The organism is Gordonia sp. NPDC003425 (assembly GCF_053588635.1).
On record NZ_JBSFQI010000002.1, the window covers coordinates 1 to 17,779 of the forward strand.

Sequence of the window (17,779 nt, forward strand, 5' to 3'; positions counted from 1 at the left end):
TCAAAAACGGCGAACTCGTCGAACCCGGCACCGCCTCACCCGACCAGCAGGAGGCTGCCTGAAACAACCTCATCCACAGATCTTGACAATATCTCCCGCGCGACCTCCATGTCGAGCAACTGAGTTAGCGCGTCGCCATATGCGGTGTTGAGGGCATCGTCAATCTGGCAGCCGAAGGCCTGTGCGAATCGCTCCAACCGCGCAACGCGTGCAGGCAGGACGGGCACCAGGTCGCTTGCCGCGGTGCGGTAAACCTCTGCCGACGCCGAGTTGGTCACGACTCGCGTCAGGAGCGCGGCAACGACCGGTGGAGCTGCACGCAAGGGGCCGACGTCGTCGATCAGCTCAAGGACAGCGCCCAACCGGTCGAAGTCCATGGGCGTCGGCGACATCGGGATCACGATGTGAGTGGCCACACGCACGGCCGAGGTCACGATTCCACGGCCAGACTCCATTGGCGGCGTATCGATGACGACGGCGTCGAAACCTTCCGACACGGCGTCCAACCGTCGATGCAAGTCCTTGACCGGCATCCCCACGACGGGTGTCACCCATTCTGCGAGGTCGGACCATCGGACGAATGAACAGTTTTCGGGGTCGGCATCCACACCCAGCACCGACAAGCCAGATTCGGCCAGAGCGTGGAGCAGGTAGGCAGCCGACGTGGTCTTCGTCGACCCACCTTTGAGATTGACAACAGCGATACAAAGCACTGAAAGTCCTTCCGGTTCAGCCAGATAGATAAATAGACACTTGGATTCTTAGGTGTTTAGCTAAATGCGTAAGTAGGCATATGGCTGTTCAGCTGTATACGTAGAACGAGCCAAATACTCTACTGCTAAACCATTTTCGCTGCAGACGAGACGATCAAGGAGGTTTGAGCAGGCACGGCGTGTGGAACCAGCCGGGGCTGCCGAGCACTCGGGCAGTCGGCAGGTACCGGGTCGAGAGATGCCGTCCATCAACACTCAGCCCGTGGCTGACAATCAGTTCATGCGAGCCGCACAGATCACACAATCGGCTCGTATCATCCACTTGCGCTGGAGAATCCATCACGAAGCACTCCCCCTAGCCAGGACCGCCCGGACCTGGGCCATCCCACGCGCGTGCCGCGCATCACCGTCGGGATCGTGGCGGCAAGGCATGCTCCCGCGATATCCCCGGTCGTCGCACATGCTGCACGCTTGAATCGCTACTCGCTCGGCCGCAACGGCTTGCTCCCGTTCTGCGCGCTGGGCTTCGAGTGCGGACAGTCGTCGTCGTTGTTCGAATTCCTCGTGTCGGCGACGGGCGTCTCCGCAAGCGGCACAGGGCATGTCGGTCCCGTCGGGGTGGCGTTCGCATGTCCTGGGTGGGGGTTCGGCGACCACCGCCAATCGCGGACGGTCGACGTCTCGGCGCGCGCCCCCTGTTAGTTCTCTTGTTAAAGACCTTGTTTGTGGCTCATCGGTGATCCACCCCCCGGGTCGTGCGTGAGCCACCCCCTTGGTCATCGTTGACCCAGCTCGCGCGTGACCCGGGTCATCGTTGACCTGGGTCACGCGTGACCTAGGTTCGGCCTCGCGGACGCCGTCGACAAAATGGAATCGCGTCGGGCGTCCAGGCTGCTCCGACGCAACGACCAGCCCAAGTTGCTTGAGCGTTCCGATGGCTCGTTTGACCGTCGCAGGTGAGACACCCATCCGGCCCGCGATCGTCGCGACGCTGGCAAAGCACTCGCGGCCGTGTGCGTCGGGGAACGCGCCATGGTGACGAGGGTGAGTTTGATTGTGGTCCAGTCGGCGCCGGCTTCAGCCGGGCGCTCGACGGCGACCGCCCACGCGGTCAGCTCGTAGGACATGAAAAGACCCCTTCGGCTCGTGGCGAAGGGACAACCGCCTACCGGCGGCGACGCTAGACCAGCCGTACCGCGAGCGGTAGAGTGCTAGTCAACGCGATGGAGGATCATGCGACGATCCCCTCGCCAGACCCCGGCAGGTGCTCCAACACCTGGTCGGGGTCGTTCGTTTCGAGGGGTCCTCGCGTGCGATGTCGACAAAATATCGACATGAGGGTTGCGGAGCTGAAGCGAAACCAGCCCTGAGCTGGCCATACTCGTTGCTCCCCCACCAGGACTCGAACCTGGAATGCCTGAACCAAAATCAGAAGTGTTGCCGATTACACCATGGGGGACTACTGCGGAGACGATTGTGCCACAGGGCGGCCGGACCGCACCGGGGTGGCGACCGCAGCGATGTCCGACGGTAAACGCGGGTCGAATCGGTAAACGCGGGTGGTAGAGCCGCCGCGTCTACCAACTCGACCCGCGTTTACGGCCAGTCAGGCCGACCTCAGTCCTTCGGACCGCCGGCCACGTAGACCACCTGACCCGACACGAACCCGGCGCCCTCGCTGATGAAGAACGACGCGGTGTGCGCGATGTCCTCGGGCCTGCCGGTCCGGTTCACCGGGATCTGCGACGCGGCGGCCTTCTTGAAGTCCTCGAACGGCACGCCCACCCGGGCGGCGGTGGCCGCGGTCATGTCGGTCTCGATGAAACCAGGGGCGATCGCATTGGCGGTGACCCCGAACCTGCCGAGTTCGATGGCCAGGGTCTTGGTGAAGCCCTGCATGCCGGCCTTGGCCGCCGAGTAGTTCGCCTGCCCCCGGTTGCCCAGCGCCGACGTCGACGACAGGTTCACGATGCGCCCCCACCCGGCGTCCACCATGTGCTTCTGGCAGGCGCGGCTCATCAGGAACGCACCCCGCAGGTGCACTCCCATCACCGCGTTCCAGTCGTCCACCGACATCTTGAACAGCAGGTTGTCGCGCAGGATGCCCGCGTTGTTCACGAGCACAGTCGGCGCACCCAGTTCCGCGGCGACCTTGTCGACCGCGGCGTTCACCGACGCCTCGTCGGACACGTCGGCCCCCACCGCGATGGCCTTGCCACCGGACTCGTGGATTGCCTTCGCGGTGTCGGCGGCAGCCTCTTCGGTGATGTCGAGGACGGCCACGGCCAGTCCGTCGTCGGCGAGCCGCTTGGCGATGGCCGCGCCGATGCCGCGGCCCGATCCGGTGACGATTGCTGTCTTCTGGGTGCTCATCGAACTTCCTTCGTTGGTGCGTCCTGATGTGTGGCAGTCACCTTGGTTTCTATCAGGTGCCCATCGCGGAGGGCAGCGCGGCCGGTGACGGCGGCCACTGCGTAGGATCGGGCGCATTGCCGCGCAGGTTACGAGGCATCACCACCCGACGAACCGGATACCACCGCAGATACCGGGAGAGCACATGGCCACACAGTCCGATCAGGTCACCGCGGTGATCGTGCTTGCCGCCGGGGCGGGCACCCGAATGAAATCCAAGACGCCGAAAGTGCTGCACCGCATCGCCGGCCGTTCGCTCGTCGGTCACGTACTGCACGGCGCCGCGAGCTTCGGGCCGTCGGAGGTGGTCGCCGTGGTGAGCCACGAGGGTGAGCGGGTCTCCGACGCGATCGACGAGGTGGCGTCGGTGCTCGAGCTGCCCTACACCGTCGCCTGGCAGGACACCCCGCGCGGCACCGGCGACGCCGCCAGGGTCGGATTGGCGGCGCTGCCGGCAACGTTCGACGGCACCGTGATCGTGACCGCCGCCGACGTGCCACTACTCGACGTCACCGTGCTGCGCGGACTCGTCGACACGCACATCGCCGACGGCGGTGCCGCGGTCACCCTGACCAGTTTCATCGCCGACGAACCGACCGGCTACGGCCGGATCATCCGCACCAACGACGGATCGGTGCAGGCGATCGTCGAAGAGAAGGACGCGACCCCGGCCCAGCGTCCGATCACCGAGGTCAACGCGGGTGTCTACGCCTTCGACGCCGCCGCCCTGCGGACCGCACTCGACAAACTCTCCACGGACAACGCGCAGGGCGAGTTCTATCTGACCGACGTCGTCGAGATCGCCCGCGACGCGGGCCACGCCGTTCGCGCCTTCACCGTCGACGACCCGATGCTGGTGGCCGGCTGCAACGACCGCGTCCAGCTCGCCGACCTCGGCGCCGAACTCAACCGCCGCATCATCCGCCGCCACCAGCTCGCCGGCGTCACCGTCGTCGACCCGTCGAGCACCTGGATCGACGTGGACGTCGAGATCGAGGCGGACGTGCACATCGACCCGGGTACCCAGCTGCACGGGCACACCCACATCGGTGCGGACGCGGTGATCGGCCCCGACACCACGCTGACCGACGTGGTGGTGCGACGCGGCGCCACGGTGATCCGCACCCACGGCTCCGACGCAGTGATCGGCCCCGACGCCACCGTCGGCCCCTTCGCCTACCTACGCCCGGGCACCCGCCTGGGCGCGCACGGCAAGATCGGCACCTTCGTGGAAACCAAGAACGCGATGATCGGCGATCACAGCAAGGTGCCGCACCTGACCTACGTCGGGGACGCGGTGATCGGCGAGGAATCCAACATCGGCGCGTCGAGCGTGTTCGTGAATTACGACGGGGTGAACAAACACCAAACGGTGATCGGATCGCACTGCCGGACCGGATCGGACAACATGTTCGTCGCTCCGGTACAGGTCGGTGACGGCGCGTATACCGGGGCAGGTACGGTCGTGCGGGAAGACATCCCGCCCGGCGCCCTCGCGGTGTCGGCGGGAACACAACGGAATATCGAGGGTTGGGTGGTCCGAAAGCGTCCGGACACCGCGGCGGCGCGCGCGGCGGTTGCTGCCGGCGCCGACGAGCCCCGACCCACGCAGCCCGGCGTCTGACCAGCCCGGCGTCTCACGACGCCCTCCCCGGCCCGATCGAGTAGAAGAGTTCCAATGACCTGGACGACCGACAACCAGAAGAACCTGATGCTGTTCTCGGGGCGCGCACACCCCGACCTCGCGCAGGCCGTCGCCGACGAGCTCGGTGTCAAGGTGACGCCGCAGACCGCCCGCGACTTCGCCAACGGCGAGATCTTCGTCCGCTACGAGGAGTCGGTGCGCGGGTCGGACGCATTCGTGATCCAGAGCTGCCCGAAGCCGCTGAACAAGTGGGTCATGGAGTCGCTCATCATGATCGACGCCCTCAAGCGCGGTTCGGCGAAACGCATCAGCGTGGTGCTCCCCTTCTACCCGTATGCACGCCAGGACAAGAAGGCCCGCGGCCGTGAGCCCATCTCGGCCCGCCTCATCGCCGATCTGATGAAGGCCGCCGGCGCCGACCGCATCATCTCGGTCGACCTGCACACCGACCAGATCCAGGGATTCTTCGACGGCCCCGTCGACCACATGCACGCCCAGGGGCAGCTCTCGGAGTACGTGCGCGGCAAGTACGGCATCGACAACCTGGTGGTTGTCTCCCCAGATTCCGGCCGGGTGCGTGTGGCGGAGAAGTGGTCGGATGCCCTCGGTGGCGCACCGGTCGCGTTCATCCACAAGACCCGCGACCCGATGGTCGCCAACCAGATCGTCGCGCACCGCGTGGTCGGCGAGGTGGTGGGCAAGACCTGCGTGGTGATCGACGACATGATCGACACCGGCGGCACCATCGTCGGCGCAGTGAGCAAGCTCAAGGAAGCCGGCGCCGGAGACGTCATCATCGCCACCACCCACGCCGTGTTCTCCGACCCGGCCGCCGAACGCCTGGCGAACTCGGAGGCCGACGAGGTGATCGTCACCGACACGCTGCCGATCCCCGAGGAGAAGCGTTTCGACAAGCTCACCGTGCTGTCGATCGCCCCGCTGCTCGCCCAGACCATCCGCGAGGTTTTCGAAAACGGCTCGGTGACAAGCCTTTTCGACGGCATCGCGTAACCGCCGGGAGAGACGATGCCGGCCACCGCCGGCCGGCGCGACTGGGCGGCGGTGATCTCGCTGGGCCTCGGTGTGTTCACCCTCACCACCACCGAGATCATGCCGATCGGGCTGTTGCGGCCCATGGCCACCGACCTGGGCGTGTCCGAGGGCCTGATCGGATTGACGGTCACCTTCTTCGCGTTCGTGGCCGCGATCAGCGCGCCCACCCTCGCCTCGGCGACACGACGGCTCGACCGGCGGCCGGTCCTGCTGGCCGTGATGGCCTCATTCGTGATCGGCAACGCCCTCACCGCACTGACCGTCGGCTATCCGATGCTGGTGGTGGTGCGCATGGTGATCGGGGTGGCACTCGGCCTGATGTGGGCGATCGTCGCCGCCACCGCGGTGCGTCTGGTGCCGCCGGCATCCGCCGTCCGGGCCACGACGATCGCGTTCTCCGGCGTCTCGCTGGCATCGGTGCTGGGCCTTCCGGTGGGCACCCTGGTGGGACAGTTGCTGGGGTGGCGCGCGTCGTACTGGGCGCTGGCCGCGCTCAGCGCGGTCACGCTGACGGCCCTGGCCGTGTTCCTGCGCCCGGTGCCCGCCGACACCGGCACCATCGGCCTGCGTGGCCTTCCGGGACTCCTGCGAATGCGCGACCTGCGGATCACCCTGGTGGTCACCGCACTCGTCATCACCGGCGCCTACGCCGCCTACACCTACGTGACGCCGCTGGTCGTGGAGGTGATCGGCGTCGACCCCCACCTGGTGAGCGTGGTGCTGCTGGTGATGGGCGCAGCCGGGGTGGCCGGAAACTTCGGCTCGGGCGCCTTTCTCGCCCGGACCCCGTCGGTGCGTCGGTCGCTGTCTGCGCTGGTCGCGTTGATCGCCGGCGCACTGCTGCTGACACTCGCCACACTCCACTGGCTCCCCGCGGCGCTGGTGGCGCTGGTCATCTGGGCGGTGGGATATGCCGCGATCCCCATCGGACTGCAGACCTCCGTGTTCCGGGTGGCACCGGCCTTCCGGGAGTCGGCGACAACCCTGTACTCGACGACCTTCAACCTGTCGATCGGTGTCGGCGCACTCGTGGGCGCCGTGGCCATCGAACGCGCAGGACCGGTGGCCCCGGCGGTGGTGGGGGCCGTGTGCGCGGTGGCCGCACTCGCCGTGGCGCTCACGCTGCCCGCACGGTCCCAGCCCCCCGACGAGTCGGCTCTGGTACCACCGGCATCGGGGTAGTGTTCCCGGCATGCAGGTGACGATCTACCACAATCCCCGATGCTCCACCTCCCGCAACGCCTTGCATCGGATCCGCGACGCCGGGATCGAGCCGACGGTGGTCAAGTACCTCGACGTCCCCTACACCCGCCCCCAACTCGAACGGCTCATCGCCGACGCCGGACTCACCATCCGCCAGGCGGCCCGCAAGCGTGAGGCGCTCTACAAGGAACTCGACCTCGACTCACTGCCCGAGGACAAGCTGCTCGCCGAGATGGTGGCGCATCCGATCCTCGTCGAGCGTCCGTTCGTGGTGACCGAGAAGGGCACACGGCTGGCCCGTCCCATCGAGAAAATCGACGAGATCCTGTGATGCCGATCAGGCGTGATACGGGTCGGACTGTGATGCCGATCAAGCCAGGGTGATGCGCTCCGGCAACGGTTGCACCACCGGGAGCACCACACCGACGACGGCGCGCACGGCCGCCTTGGCGCAGTCGAAGAAGTCGAAGTAGTCGCGCCACACCGTGATCCGAGCGTCGGCCACCTCGAACCGTCCGCACACCCAGAACTGCAGAATGAAACGGCCCCAACGGATCTCGTCAATGCGTTCGGTAAGCACCACCGAGTCGTCGACGGCGATGTTGACCATGCGGTAGTTGAAACCGATCGGCGACGAATCCATCCGCCCGAACAGGCCCGCGACTCGACGTTTGCCGCGAATGGTCGGGAACCCGACGTTGGTGTAGACGAGGTCGTCGGCGACATCGACCATCGCGGCGGCCGAATCGCCGCGAGCGAGGGCGTCGAGGAATCCGGTGACGATCCGGTCAGGGGTGCGCGAGGTCATGGCGCCAGTATGCCCGTCCGGTCCGGCGGCGATGTGACTTCGCCGCAGACCATCGGCTATCATGGCCGGGTTGTCTCGGCGAGGGTGAGCAATCACCGTGATCGGCGCGACCATCGCACTTCTCCTCGCGGGTGTCTCATCCCCGCAGGTGGTGGTGGATGTGTGCGCGGCTCGTCGCGCACATCGAACACCGACCATCCGGCCCGTCGCACCGGGCCGCACCAGAAGGAGACCTTCATGGCCACCGAGACCGCCACCCTGGCCGTCACCACCCGCACCGAAAAGGGCAAGGGCGCTGCGCGCCGCGCCCGCCGCGAGGGCAAGGTGCCCGCCGTGCTCTACGGCCACGGCACCGATCCGCAGCACCTCAACCTGCCGGCCCGTGAACTGGCCGCCATCCTGCGCAACAGCGGCGTGAACTCCGTCATCGACCTCGACATCGAGGGCACCAGCCAGCTCGCCCTGACCAAGCAGGTCGACGTGCACCCGATCCGCAACTACATCGAGCACGTCGATCTGCTCGTCATCAAGCGCGGCGAGAAGGTGACCGTCGAGGTCACCATCGTGATCGAGGGCGACGCCGCCCCGGGCACCCTGGTGATGCAGGACGCCAACACCGTCGAGATCGAGGCCGACGCGCTGTCGATCCCCGAGCAGATCGTCGTCGACGTGGAGGGCAAGGAGGCCAACACCTCCATCCACGCGTCCGACCTCGTCCTGCCCGAGGGTGTCGAACTCGTCACCGACCCCGAGGTGCTGATCGTCGCGGTCAACGAGGCGCCGAGTGCCGCCGACCTCGAGGAGGAGGCCGTCGAGGCAGGCGCCGAGGTGCCGTCGGAGGCGTCCGAGGAGTCCGAGTAATCACCACCACCACATACCCCGTGGTGACAGTCAGTGAAACTCATCGTCGGACTGGGTAATCCCGGACCGAAATACGAGCGGACCCGCCACAACATCGGCGCGATGGTCGCCGATCATCTCGTCAGTGCGGCCGGCGAACGGTGGAAGGTACACAAGCGCTCCGGCGCTGAGGTGGCACCGATCACCGTCGCCGGCCGTTCGGCGCTGGTGGCCCGGGCGCGCACGTACATGAACGACACCGGCCGCCAGATCGGCCCGCTGGCCAAGTTCTACTCCATCGGGCCCGACGACATGATCGTCCTGCACGACGAACTCGACATCGACTTCGGGCTCGTGCGGCTCAAGTCCGGGGGCGGCGAGGGCGGCCACAACGGACTGCGCTCACTCAGTCAGGCCATCGGCACCCGCGACTACCTGCGGGTACGGCTCGGTATCGGCCGCCCCCCGGGACGGCAGGACCCCGCCGACTACGTGCTCAAACCGTTCCCGGCGTCGGCGAGAACCGAGGTCGAACTTCTCATCGGGCGCGGCGCCGACGCGGTGGACCTGCTCGTCTCGTCGGGACTCGAGGCCGCCCAGAACGTGGTGCACACGTGGTGACCGCGACGGGCTGTGCTCCTTATGGAGGTCGTCGTCTCGCTGCGCCGAGGTGATCTCGGTGCGAGACTGATCGGGTGTCGGACGCCGCGCTGAGCCTCACGGTGCTCGGTGTGACCGTTGCGCTGTTCGTGTGGAACCGGCTGCCGGTAGGACTGGTGGCCGTCGGGTCCGCCCTGGCGCTCTACTTCCTGGGCCTCATCGACGTCGCCGGCATCACCACCGGACTCGGCCAGAACGTCATCGCCTTCATCGCCGCACTCTTCGTGGTCAGCGAAGGCCTGGAGGCATCCGGCATCACCGCCTGGATCGGCAAGCTGCTGGGCCGGATGGCCGGTACCAGTGCGCTGCGGGTGGTGCTCACGATCTGTGTGCTCGCGGCGATCCTGAGCGCGTTGATCACGATCAACGGTGCCGCGGCGGCGCTCGTCCCGGTGGCCGTGTCGGTGGCGCGGCAGGCGGGTCTGTTGCCGTCGAGGGTGCTGATGCCGTTGGCGTACGCGGCCAGCGCCGGGTCGCTGCTGACCTTGAGCGGAAGCCCGGTCAACGTGATCGTCGACGAGGCCGCCCGCGAATCCGGTTCGGGTTTCGGCTATTTCGGGTTCGCGCTGATCGGCGTGCCGTTGGTGCTGGTGACCCTCGCGGTCGTCGCGGCCCTCGGCGACCGGCTCGTCCCCCAACGCGAGTCGCTGTCGTTGCCCGCCGATTTCAGCGACTACCTCGCCGACGTCCTCGACCACTATCAGCTGTCGGGACTCGCCGACACCGATACGAGGATCTTCCGGCTGCACGTCGAACCGGGCTCCGACCTCGTCGGCCGTGTGCTCCGCAAGGCCCTCACACCCGACGACGCGGTGACCGTCGTCGGCAGTCAGTCGGGAACCACTGGCCAGGTGGTGGACTCGGGACACCAGCTCCAGGAGGGCGACGTCGTGGTGGTGTCGGGCACGTCGGCCGCCGTGGAGGGCTACGCGCGCACACACGACCTGACCGTCGAAGATGTCGTCGGGCGACGTGAGAGCAAATCGCAGCGCCGACAGTTGATCGACCGCGACAGCGGGGTCAGCGAGGTGGTGATCGCGCCGCGTTCGCAGTGGGTCGGGACCAAGGCGTTCCCGGGGATGGTGCGCGGCGACGACGGACTGCTCGTCCTCTCGATCCACCGGCGCAACAGTGACGTGGGCGCCCACGCGGTGGATCTGCAGGAGGGCGACACCCTGCTCATGCACGGCACCTGGCAGGCGGTCGACGCACTGTCGGGCAGCCAGGGGGTGCTCAAGGTGGCCTCCACCGAACAGGTTCGCCGGCAGACCGTGCCGTTGGGTCACACCGCTCCGCGCGCCGCGATCATCCTGGTCGCCATGATCGTGCTGCTGTCCACCGGCGCGGTGCCGGCGGTGGTGGCCGGTCTTCTCGCCGCCTGCGCGATGGTGCTGTTCAAGGTGGTGACCGTGGAGCAGACCTACCGCGCGATCCCGTGGCCCACCCTGGTGCTGATCGCGGGGCTCATCCCGATGTCGGATGCGATCACCTCCAGCGGCGGCGCCGACCTCATTGCCCGGCCGATCGTCGACCTGGTGCAAGGTCAGAGCCCATATGTGCTGTTGATCGCCCTGTTCGTGCTCACCGCCACCTTGGGACAGTTCATCAGCAACGCCGCGACGGTGCTCATCGTCATCCCGATCGCACTGGTCGCGGCCGCCGACGTGGGTGTCGCCGCGCAACCGATCCTGATGCTGGTGTGCGTGGCCGGTGGGGCGTCACTGCTCACCCCCATCGCCACGCCGGCGAACATGATCGTGATGAATCCGGGCGGCTACCGTTTCGGTGACTACTGGAGACTCGGCGCGGTTCTGATGGTCTGCTGGCTGCTGATCGCCGTGCTCCTGATCCCGGTCTTCTGGCCGCTGTCCGGTTGAGCACCGGTCGATCGTTGCACCGGCACCGCACGCCTGGCCGTTCGCGCGTGACGATTTCCTTCCCGCGCATGCAATCGCATACGCGGGAAGGAAACCGCGCAGCGGGATCGTCGTCCCGACGGCCGGGAGTACGGACTTGCGGCCCTTGCCGGACCGATTGCGCTCGCGCCTAGACTCATCGAAGGGTTGGGGGACCTAGAATGTAGTGCGCAAAACCCTCAAAGGAGCTCCATGACACACCTCGCAGTCAACGCCGGACACCCCAATGTCGCGATGCTCGGCATCGGCGCGTGCCGGCCGAAACGCCTCGTCAGCAACGACGAGGTGTGCGAGGTGCTCGACAGCTCCGACGAGTGGATCTATGACCGCAGCGGCGTGCGCAATCGCCGTTGGATCAGTGGTGAGGAGACCGCGCGGTCGCTGGCCGCCGTCGCCGCCGAACGCGCCATCGCCAACTCGGGGATTCCGAAGGAGAAGATCGGCGCACTGGTCCTGGCCACCAACAGCTGGAAGACCAAGATCCCCCACGGCGGACCGATCGTCGCCTACGACATCGGCCTCAACGGAATCCCCGCCTACGACATCGCGGCCGGCTGCGGTGGGTTCGGATACGCGCTCGGCGTCGCCGCCGACACGGTACGCGCCGGTTCGGCCGAGTACGTGCTGGTGGTCGGCGTGGAGACACTGTCGGTGGTCCTCGAGCCCACCGACCGCAACACCGCCTTCATCTTCGGTGACGGCGCGGGCGCGGTGGTGGTGGGTCCGAGCGAGGAGAACGGGATCTCGCCCACCGTGTGGGGCAGCGACGGCGAGAACGCCGAGGCCATCGGGCAGAACTACGACATCCCCGAGTACATGGACCGCGCCCAGGAATACCAGCACAAGGACCCCGAGACCGATCCGGTGGGCCGCATGGTGATCACCATGCAGGGGCCGCGCGTGTTCCGTTGGGCCGCGATCACTTTGCCCAAGGCGCTCTCGACGGTGCTCGAGACCTCCGGCGTGCGCGTCGACGACATCGAGGTGTTCGTCCCGCACCAGGCCAACGCCCGCATCAACGAATTGATGCGCAAGAACCTCGGTCTGCCCGACGACATCCCGATGGCCAACGACATCGAGAACACCGGCAACACGTCGGCGGCGTCGATCCCGCTGGCCATGGAGGAGATGCTGGCCACCGGCAAGGCCAAGGGCGGCCAGACCGCGCTGCTTCTCGGCTTCGGCGCGGGACTCTCCTACGCCGGTGCGGTGGTCACCCTGCCGCCGGCGCCGGAGATCACCAGCTTCGACGACCTCGACAACGCGTAGCGCCTCCCGCGGCTCGTCCGGCGCGACTGGAGCCTGCCCCGTCGCCTCCCGCTGCGCCATTTCCTTCCCGCGTCGGTAATCCCATGCGCGGGAAGGAAATGGCGACGCGGGAGAGTGGCTGTGGACACGCATCGAACCGCTCGTCGGGCGGCTCCGTCCAACGCTTCATGACCGCATATCCTCACGACCGTTTCGGCCTCATTCGCCGAGAAGCGGCACTTCGCCGCGGTATCAGCGACAACCAGCGCGCCAAGGACGTCGCCGAGGGTCGGCTCATCCGGCTCGCCCCCGGTGTCGACGTCGAAACCCGCGACGAGTTCGACGGTCACGAGGGCGCCCAGAAGCTGCATCGGCTCAGGTCGATCGCCGCCGCGACGTCGAACGGGACGACAGACCGACCACTCCCACTCAGTCACACGTCCGCGGCGGCCATGCACGGGTTACCCCTGCTCAAACCCGACGTCGAGCGAGTACACGTGATCGCCGGCTCGTCGAACGGAGGCTCGGTGCGCGGACTCCGGCACGTTCATGCGGCGACGATCGGACCTGACGAACTGGTGCGGGTCGACGGGATCGAGGTCACCACACTCGAACGGACTGCGGTCGACGTGGCGACCATGGGCGACTTCGCCCAAGCGTTCGCCGTGTTCGACCAGGCATTGCGACTCGGCGCAGACCGAGCCCTCGTCGAGGAGATGCTCGCGCGGGGTCGCCGACGCGGTGGAAAGGTCGCCGAGGATGCGCTGCGGTGGGCGACCGGGCGCTCCGACAGTGTCGGCGAGTCGTGGAGCTACGCGCAGATGATCGAGGCCGGAATCCCGCTCCCACGCCAGCAACACCGAATTCGTGCGGCCTCCGGGCGTGCGTATGTCACCGACTTCGACTGGGAGTGGACTCTCGTCGGAGAGTTCGACGGCTTGGTCAAGTACGGCCGCCACCGACGTCCGGGGGAATCCGTCGCCGACGCGGTGGTCCGCGAGAAGTGTCGTGAGGACGAGATCAGGGACACCGGTCCACGGGTGATGCGCTGGACGTGGACCGAACTCGAACGCGACGTGGTGATTCCCAGGCTGCGGTCACGGCTGAGCTCGCTCGGGCTCCTCGCGGCCTGACACACCCCGGCGACAACGATCCCGCTGCGCGATTTCCTTCCCGCGCACGGGATCCCATGCGCGGGAAGGAAATCGTCACGCGCGAACGGCCCACCTAGGCGTTCTCCTTGCGGAACACCGCCGTTCCCCACCACGTGCCCAGCGCCGCGAGAATCACCGCGGCGAACAGACCCCACGCCACCGTCGACGTCATGATGTCGCCGACGAACGATCCGCGCACCGCGTTGACGACCCACTTGAACGGCATGAAATCGCTCAGCGACTGCAACCATTGCGGACCCAGCGTCATCGGCAGCAGAATCCCCGACAACAACAGCACCGGCATCATCACCATGTTGATGACCGGGGCCATCACGTCCTCGCTCTTGGTGGTCAGCGCGAGCGCGTTGGACGCCGCGGCACAGGCACCACCGACCAGCAGGGTGATCGCGATTCCGACGATCACCCCGAGCACCGACCCACGCATACCCATCACGTAGCCGAGCAGCACCAGGATCACCGACTGCACAAACAGTTGCAGCACGTCGCGCAACAATCTGCCCATGAGCAGTGCGGTGCGGCTGGCCGGGGTGACGCGCTCGGCCTCGACAACCCCTTCGCGCCACTCCCCGATCAGCCCGAACCCGGCGAAGAACGCACCGAACATGCCGAGTTGCACCAGCAGGCCCGGAACGAGAAAGGTGTACGCGTTGTCGGCGCCGCCGGGAAACTGGCCGACGATCGGCTCGAGCAGCGGTCCGAACAACAGCAGGTAGAGCACCGGCTGCATGATGCCGATGAGCACCCACGCCGGGTTGCGCAGGTTCATCCGGATCTGACGCCGGAACACGATGGTCGATTCGCGCGCGAAACTCATCGGATCACTCCCTCGTTCTCGAGTTCGGTGACGGCCGGATGCTCGGTCGCCGACTCGGCGTCGCGCAGCGACCGCCCGGTCATGGTGAGAAAGACGTCGTCGAGCGTGGGCCGGATGACCTCGATCGATTCGAGCGCGACACCCGACGCATCGAGTTCGCGGAGCAGTCCGGGCATCACCCGGCCCGCCCGTCGGACGCGACCGCGGACGTGGCGCCCGTCGGAGTCGACGGATTCGGCCACCGCCGAGAGCTTCTGCGCCGCCACCCCGACCTGGGCGTGGTCGTCGACCTGCAGGTCGACGAGGTCACCGGACACGTGCTCCTTGAGGTTGTCGGAGGTGTCGGCGGCGACGATCCTGCCGTTGTCGATGATGATGATGCGGTCCGACAGTTCGTCGGCTTCGTCGAGGTAGTGGGTGGTGAGGAACACCGTGGCGCCACGGTCGGTGCGCAGCCTCCGGATGTGGTCCCACAGGTTGGCGCGCGCCTGCGGGTCGAGGCCCGTGGTGGGTTCGTCGAGGAACACCAGGGTGGGGTCGTGGACCAGCCCCATCGCGATGTCGAGGCGGCGTTTCTGCCCGCCCGACATGTTCTTGGGCATCCGGTTCCACAGGCCGTCGAGCTGCAGTTGGTCGAACAGTGCCTTGCCGCGACGGGTGGCGTCGGCCCGCGACAGCCCGTACAGCATCCCGTGGTCGACCACCTCGTCGCCGGCCTGCGCCTGGCTGAACGTTCCGCCGGCCTGCGAGACGTATCCGATGCTGCGTCGCACCATCACGGATTCTCGGATGACGTCGTAACCGTTGACCGTGGCGGTTCCCGCGGTGGGTCGTAGCAGCGTGGTCAGCATCCGCAGTGTCGTGGTCTTACCCGCTCCGTTGGGTCCGAGAAACCCCACCACCTCACCCTCGGCGATCTCGAGATCGACGCCGTCGACGGCGCGGACCTCGCGTTTGTTCTTTCCACGGCCGGTCATGAAGGTCTGGACCAGACCCTCGGCCTTGATCATCGTGTTCGTCATCGGTTCCCTCACCCACGTATTGACTCCGCTGCGATCCATGATTCATCGGCAGGGGGACAATCACTGTCCTCTGATCGCGGTACGTTGACCGCTGCGCCTTGATCGTCGTCCTCTGCTGTCAGAGTCCGACGACACACCGCTACTTCCGAGTAGTGCAGGTGGGTGAGTACCGTCTATGTCGGATCGCATACCGGAAGGACAACCATGACCGAGCTCGCAGAACAGACCGGCGTCAACAACATCGGCATGCTCGGCATCGGCGCATATCGACCGGAACGGGTGGTCACCAACGACGAGATCTGCGAGCACATCGACTCCTCCGATGAGTGGATCTACACCCGCACGGGCATCAAGTCCCGGCGTTTCGCCCGCCGCGACGAGGACGTGACCCAGATGGCCGTCGCCGCCGGCCGCACCGCGATCGCCAATGCCCTGCTCTCCGGCTCCGATATCGACGCGGTGATCCTGGCCACCAACACGCACCTGTTGATGACGCCGGCCGGCGCCACCAAGGTGGCCACCGACCTCGGCGCGAACGGGGTGCCCGCCTTCGATGTGACGGTGGGGTGCGCGGGATTCGGCTACGGCATGGCACTGGCGTCGGACATGGTGCGCGGTGGCAGCGCGACCCATGTGCTCGTGATCGGCGCCGAGCAGCTCTCGGTGACACTGGACATGACCGACCGCACCAACTGCTTCATCTTCGGTGACGGCGCGGGCGCGGTGGTGGTGGGCCCCACCGACGATCAGCAGCTCGGGCCGGTGATCTGGGGCAGCGACGGCTCGCAGTACGACGCGATCCGCCAGGACATCGACTGGGTGACCTTCCTCGACGGCGACCGCGTGCAACGCCCCTACGTGCGGCTCGAGGGCACCGCCGTGTTCCGGTGGGCGGCATTCGAGATGGGCAAGGCGGCCCAACGCGCCCTCGATGCGGCCAAGATCGGCGCCGACCAGCTCGACGTGTTCGTGCCGCACCAGGCCAACTCCCGCATCAACGAACTGCTGGCGAAGAATCTGCATCTGCGCGAGGGCACCGTGGTGGCCAACGACATCGAACACACCGGCAACACCTCGGCGGCGTCGATCCCACTGGCCATGGAGGAGCTGCTGTCCACCGGGCAGGCCAAACCGGGCGACACCGCGCTGCTCCTCGGTTACGGTGCCGGCCTGAGCTACGCCGCGCAGGTCGTGAAGATGCCGCCGGTACCGTTCGAGTGATCCGCGTTGATCGGGTGTCGGGAGCTTTGACGAGCACGTAACACGTTCGTCATTATCGCCAGCTTGGATTGGTTCATGGCGACCGACACGATGCGCCGCATGACGGTGACCGGCATCCGCGATGTTGCGCCCGATGTCCGCGAGTTCGAGTTTCGTCCGCTCGACGGCGGCGAGACCCCCTGGTATGAACCGGGTTCACACATCGGTGTGGAGCATCATGCTGCGGCGAATCCCGAGGTGAACGCCTACTCGCTCACCGGAGACGGGGTTGCCCCCGATGCCTACCGGATCTCGGTGCTGCGATGCGGACATGGTGGCGGATCGGACTGGCTGCATCACAATGTGCGGGTCGGCGATGAGATGAACGTCCAGGGTCCGGTGGCCGCGTTCCGGCCCGTCGCCCGGGCCCGCCGACACCTGCTCATCGCAGTGGGCATCGGTGTCACCCCGATCCTGTCGCACCTGCGCGCAGCGCGCCGCTGGGACCGAGAGGTCACTGTCCTCTACGGCTACTCGCCCGAGCGGGCGCCACATCTCGAAGAGCTCATCGCCGAAGCGGGCCCCGATCTCGTGCTGGCCTGCGGTCGAGGTGAGATCACCTCTCGCACTGAACATCTGATGTCTGATCAGCCGATCGGTACCTACGCCTACGCGTGTGGCCCGGCCTCCTACCTCGACGACCTCGAGGAAGTCGCACACGCGCTGGGGTGGCCGAGAGACCGTCTGCGGATGGAGCACTTCGCGGGGCGCGAGCTCGACGCGGGTGATCCTTTCACCGTGCGGGTTTCCTCCACCGGCGCTCGGATCGACGTGCCGTCGGGCGTGAGCCTGCTCGACGCACTGCAGGCCAACGGCATCGCGGTGCCCAACATGTGCCGGCAGGGCGTGTGCGGGCAATGCCGGGTCGAGATCGTCGCGGGCGCCGCGGTACATCGCGACATGCTGCAGGACGACGCGGAACGCTCCGGCAACGGTCAGCTCTTCGTGTGCGTGTCGCGCGGTGTCGACGACTCCCTGGAGGTGGCACTGTGACGGCCGTCGGTCGCGAA

General features: G+C 66.9%; 17 protein-coding genes and 1 tRNA gene. 11 read left to right on the forward strand and 7 right to left on the reverse strand.

Annotated elements, in window-relative coordinates; genetic code table 11:
• Nucleotides 1-35: 35 nt before the first annotated feature.
• From ACWDTD_RS02505 to fabG, 4 genes are all read right to left on the reverse strand, one after another.
• On the reverse strand, nucleotides 36-713 hold the full coding sequence (locus tag ACWDTD_RS02505; RefSeq protein ID WP_449745492.1) for an AAA family ATPase: 678 nt from the start codon (nucleotides 711-713) through the stop codon (nucleotides 36-38).
• Nucleotides 714-1,052: 339 nt separating this feature from the next.
• Complete coding sequence (locus ACWDTD_RS02510) at nucleotides 1,053-1,778, reverse strand: helix-turn-helix domain-containing protein (protein ID WP_449745913.1); 726 nt, start codon at nucleotides 1,776-1,778, stop codon at nucleotides 1,053-1,055.
• Between the two features lie 322 nt (nucleotides 1,779-2,100).
• Nucleotides 2,101-2,172 (reverse strand) — tRNA-Gln (locus ACWDTD_RS02515).
• Nucleotides 2,173-2,330: 158 nt separating this feature from the next.
• A complete protein-coding gene (fabG, locus tag ACWDTD_RS02520; RefSeq protein WP_449745493.1) occupies nucleotides 2,331-3,086 on the reverse strand; it encodes a 3-oxoacyl-ACP reductase FabG in 756 nt (251 codons plus the stop codon).
• 184 nt (nucleotides 3,087-3,270) lie between these two features.
• Between fabG and glmU the strand changes: the two genes are divergently transcribed.
• Genes glmU through arsC form a run of 4 tightly spaced genes read left to right on the forward strand, consistent with a single transcriptional unit; the run spans nucleotide 3,271 to nucleotide 7,357 of the window.
• Entirely contained in the window at nucleotides 3,271-4,749 is a 1,479-nt protein-coding gene (gene glmU, locus ACWDTD_RS02525; RefSeq protein WP_449745494.1) for a bifunctional UDP-N-acetylglucosamine diphosphorylase/glucosamine-1-phosphate N-acetyltransferase GlmU, read from the forward strand.
• A 54-nt stretch (nucleotides 4,750-4,803) separates the two neighbouring features.
• Nucleotides 4,804-5,781, forward strand: a complete 978-nt coding sequence (locus ACWDTD_RS02530) for a ribose-phosphate diphosphokinase (protein WP_449745495.1) — start codon at nucleotides 4,804-4,806, stop codon at nucleotides 5,779-5,781.
• A gap of 15 nt (nucleotides 5,782-5,796) precedes the next feature.
• Entirely contained in the window at nucleotides 5,797-7,005 is a 1,209-nt protein-coding gene (locus ACWDTD_RS02535; protein ID WP_449745496.1) for an MFS transporter, read from the forward strand.
• 10 nt (nucleotides 7,006-7,015) lie between these two features.
• Nucleotides 7,016-7,357: an arsenate reductase (glutaredoxin) gene (gene arsC / locus ACWDTD_RS02540; RefSeq protein ID WP_449745497.1), complete on the forward strand. Its 342-nt coding sequence runs from the start codon at nucleotides 7,016-7,018 to the stop codon at nucleotides 7,355-7,357.
• 39 nt (nucleotides 7,358-7,396) lie between these two features.
• Here arsC and ACWDTD_RS02545 read toward each other — a convergent pair whose 3' ends face one another.
• The gene (locus ACWDTD_RS02545) at nucleotides 7,397-7,834 is read right to left on the reverse strand and encodes a limonene-1,2-epoxide hydrolase family protein (RefSeq protein ID WP_449745498.1); all 438 of its coding nucleotides are present in this window, start codon (nucleotides 7,832-7,834) and stop codon (nucleotides 7,397-7,399) included.
• Between the two features lie 237 nt (nucleotides 7,835-8,071).
• Between ACWDTD_RS02545 and ACWDTD_RS02550 the strand changes: the two genes are divergently transcribed.
• From ACWDTD_RS02550 to ACWDTD_RS02570, 5 genes are all read left to right on the forward strand, one after another.
• Nucleotides 8,072-8,695 carry a 50S ribosomal protein L25/general stress protein Ctc gene (locus tag ACWDTD_RS02550; protein ID WP_449745499.1) on the forward strand — a complete coding sequence of 208 codons (624 nt, stop codon included), beginning with the start codon at nucleotides 8,072-8,074 and terminating at the stop codon, nucleotides 8,693-8,695.
• A gap of 33 nt (nucleotides 8,696-8,728) precedes the next feature.
• A complete protein-coding gene (gene pth / locus ACWDTD_RS02555; protein WP_449745500.1) occupies nucleotides 8,729-9,295 on the forward strand; it encodes an aminoacyl-tRNA hydrolase in 567 nt (188 codons plus the stop codon).
• A gap of 74 nt (nucleotides 9,296-9,369) precedes the next feature.
• On the forward strand, nucleotides 9,370-11,211 hold the full coding sequence (locus tag ACWDTD_RS02560; RefSeq protein ID WP_449745501.1) for an SLC13 family permease: 1,842 nt from the start codon (nucleotides 9,370-9,372) through the stop codon (nucleotides 11,209-11,211).
• A gap of 231 nt (nucleotides 11,212-11,442) precedes the next feature.
• The gene (locus tag ACWDTD_RS02565) at nucleotides 11,443-12,519 is read left to right on the forward strand and encodes a beta-ketoacyl-ACP synthase 3 (protein WP_449745502.1); all 1,077 of its coding nucleotides are present in this window, start codon (nucleotides 11,443-11,445) and stop codon (nucleotides 12,517-12,519) included.
• Between the two features lie 167 nt (nucleotides 12,520-12,686).
• Nucleotides 12,687-13,631, forward strand: coding sequence for a hypothetical protein (locus ACWDTD_RS02570; protein WP_449745503.1), 945 nt, complete (start codon nucleotides 12,687-12,689; stop codon nucleotides 13,629-13,631).
• 94 nt (nucleotides 13,632-13,725) lie between these two features.
• On the opposite strand, the gene ACWDTD_RS02575 is transcribed toward ACWDTD_RS02570, so the two are convergent.
• Together ACWDTD_RS02575 and ACWDTD_RS02580 are read right to left on the reverse strand one after the other, a co-directional pair.
• Nucleotides 13,726-14,487 (reverse strand): ABC transporter permease, encoded by a 762-nt coding sequence (locus ACWDTD_RS02575; RefSeq protein ID WP_449745504.1) that lies wholly within the window; start codon nucleotides 14,485-14,487, stop codon nucleotides 13,726-13,728.
• Nucleotides 14,484-15,497 (reverse strand): ATP-binding cassette domain-containing protein, encoded by a 1,014-nt coding sequence (locus ACWDTD_RS02580; protein ID WP_449745914.1) that lies wholly within the window; start codon nucleotides 15,495-15,497, stop codon nucleotides 14,484-14,486. Before ACWDTD_RS02580 ends, ACWDTD_RS02575 begins: the two co-directional genes overlap by 4 nt.
• A gap of 216 nt (nucleotides 15,498-15,713) precedes the next feature.
• Here ACWDTD_RS02580 and ACWDTD_RS02585 point away from each other — a divergent pair, with 216 nt between their 5' ends.
• Both ACWDTD_RS02585 and ACWDTD_RS02590 read left to right on the forward strand, forming a co-directional pair.
• Entirely contained in the window at nucleotides 15,714-16,730 is a 1,017-nt protein-coding gene (locus tag ACWDTD_RS02585) for a beta-ketoacyl-ACP synthase III (protein ID WP_449745505.1), read from the forward strand.
• Nucleotides 16,731-16,805: 75 nt separating this feature from the next.
• Complete coding sequence (locus ACWDTD_RS02590) at nucleotides 16,806-17,762, forward strand: PDR/VanB family oxidoreductase (protein ID WP_449745506.1); 957 nt, start codon at nucleotides 16,806-16,808, stop codon at nucleotides 17,760-17,762.
• The last annotated feature ends 17 nt before the right edge of the window (nucleotides 17,763-17,779 follow it).

Coding starts and splice junctions, on each gene's coding strand:
- glmU (WP_449745494.1), top strand. CDS start 3,271: ATGGCCACACAGTCCGATCAGGTCACCGCGGTGATCGTGCTTGCCGCC.
- ACWDTD_RS02590 (WP_449745506.1), top strand. CDS start 16,806: ATGGCGACCGACACGATGCGCCGCATGACGGTGACCGGCATCCGCGAT.
- ACWDTD_RS02585 (WP_449745505.1), top strand. CDS start 15,714: ATGACCGAGCTCGCAGAACAGACCGGCGTCAACAACATCGGCATGCTC.
- fabG (WP_449745493.1), bottom strand. CDS start 3,086: ATGAGCACCCAGAAGACAGCAATCGTCACCGGATCGGGCCGCGGCATC.
- ACWDTD_RS02535 (WP_449745496.1), top strand. CDS start 5,797: ATGCCGGCCACCGCCGGCCGGCGCGACTGGGCGGCGGTGATCTCGCTG.
- ACWDTD_RS02550 (WP_449745499.1), top strand. CDS start 8,072: ATGGCCACCGAGACCGCCACCCTGGCCGTCACCACCCGCACCGAAAAG.
- ACWDTD_RS02570 (WP_449745503.1), top strand. CDS start 12,687: ATGACCGCATATCCTCACGACCGTTTCGGCCTCATTCGCCGAGAAGCG.
- ACWDTD_RS02580 (WP_449745914.1), bottom strand. CDS start 15,497: ATGATCAAGGCCGAGGGTCTGGTCCAGACCTTCATGACCGGCCGTGGA.
- ACWDTD_RS02530 (WP_449745495.1), top strand. CDS start 4,804: ATGACCTGGACGACCGACAACCAGAAGAACCTGATGCTGTTCTCGGGG.
- ACWDTD_RS02575 (WP_449745504.1), bottom strand. CDS start 14,487: ATGAGTTTCGCGCGCGAATCGACCATCGTGTTCCGGCGTCAGATCCGG.
- ACWDTD_RS02545 (WP_449745498.1), bottom strand. CDS start 7,834: ATGACCTCGCGCACCCCTGACCGGATCGTCACCGGATTCCTCGACGCC.
- ACWDTD_RS02565 (WP_449745502.1), top strand. CDS start 11,443: ATGACACACCTCGCAGTCAACGCCGGACACCCCAATGTCGCGATGCTC.
- arsC (WP_449745497.1), top strand. CDS start 7,016: ATGCAGGTGACGATCTACCACAATCCCCGATGCTCCACCTCCCGCAAC.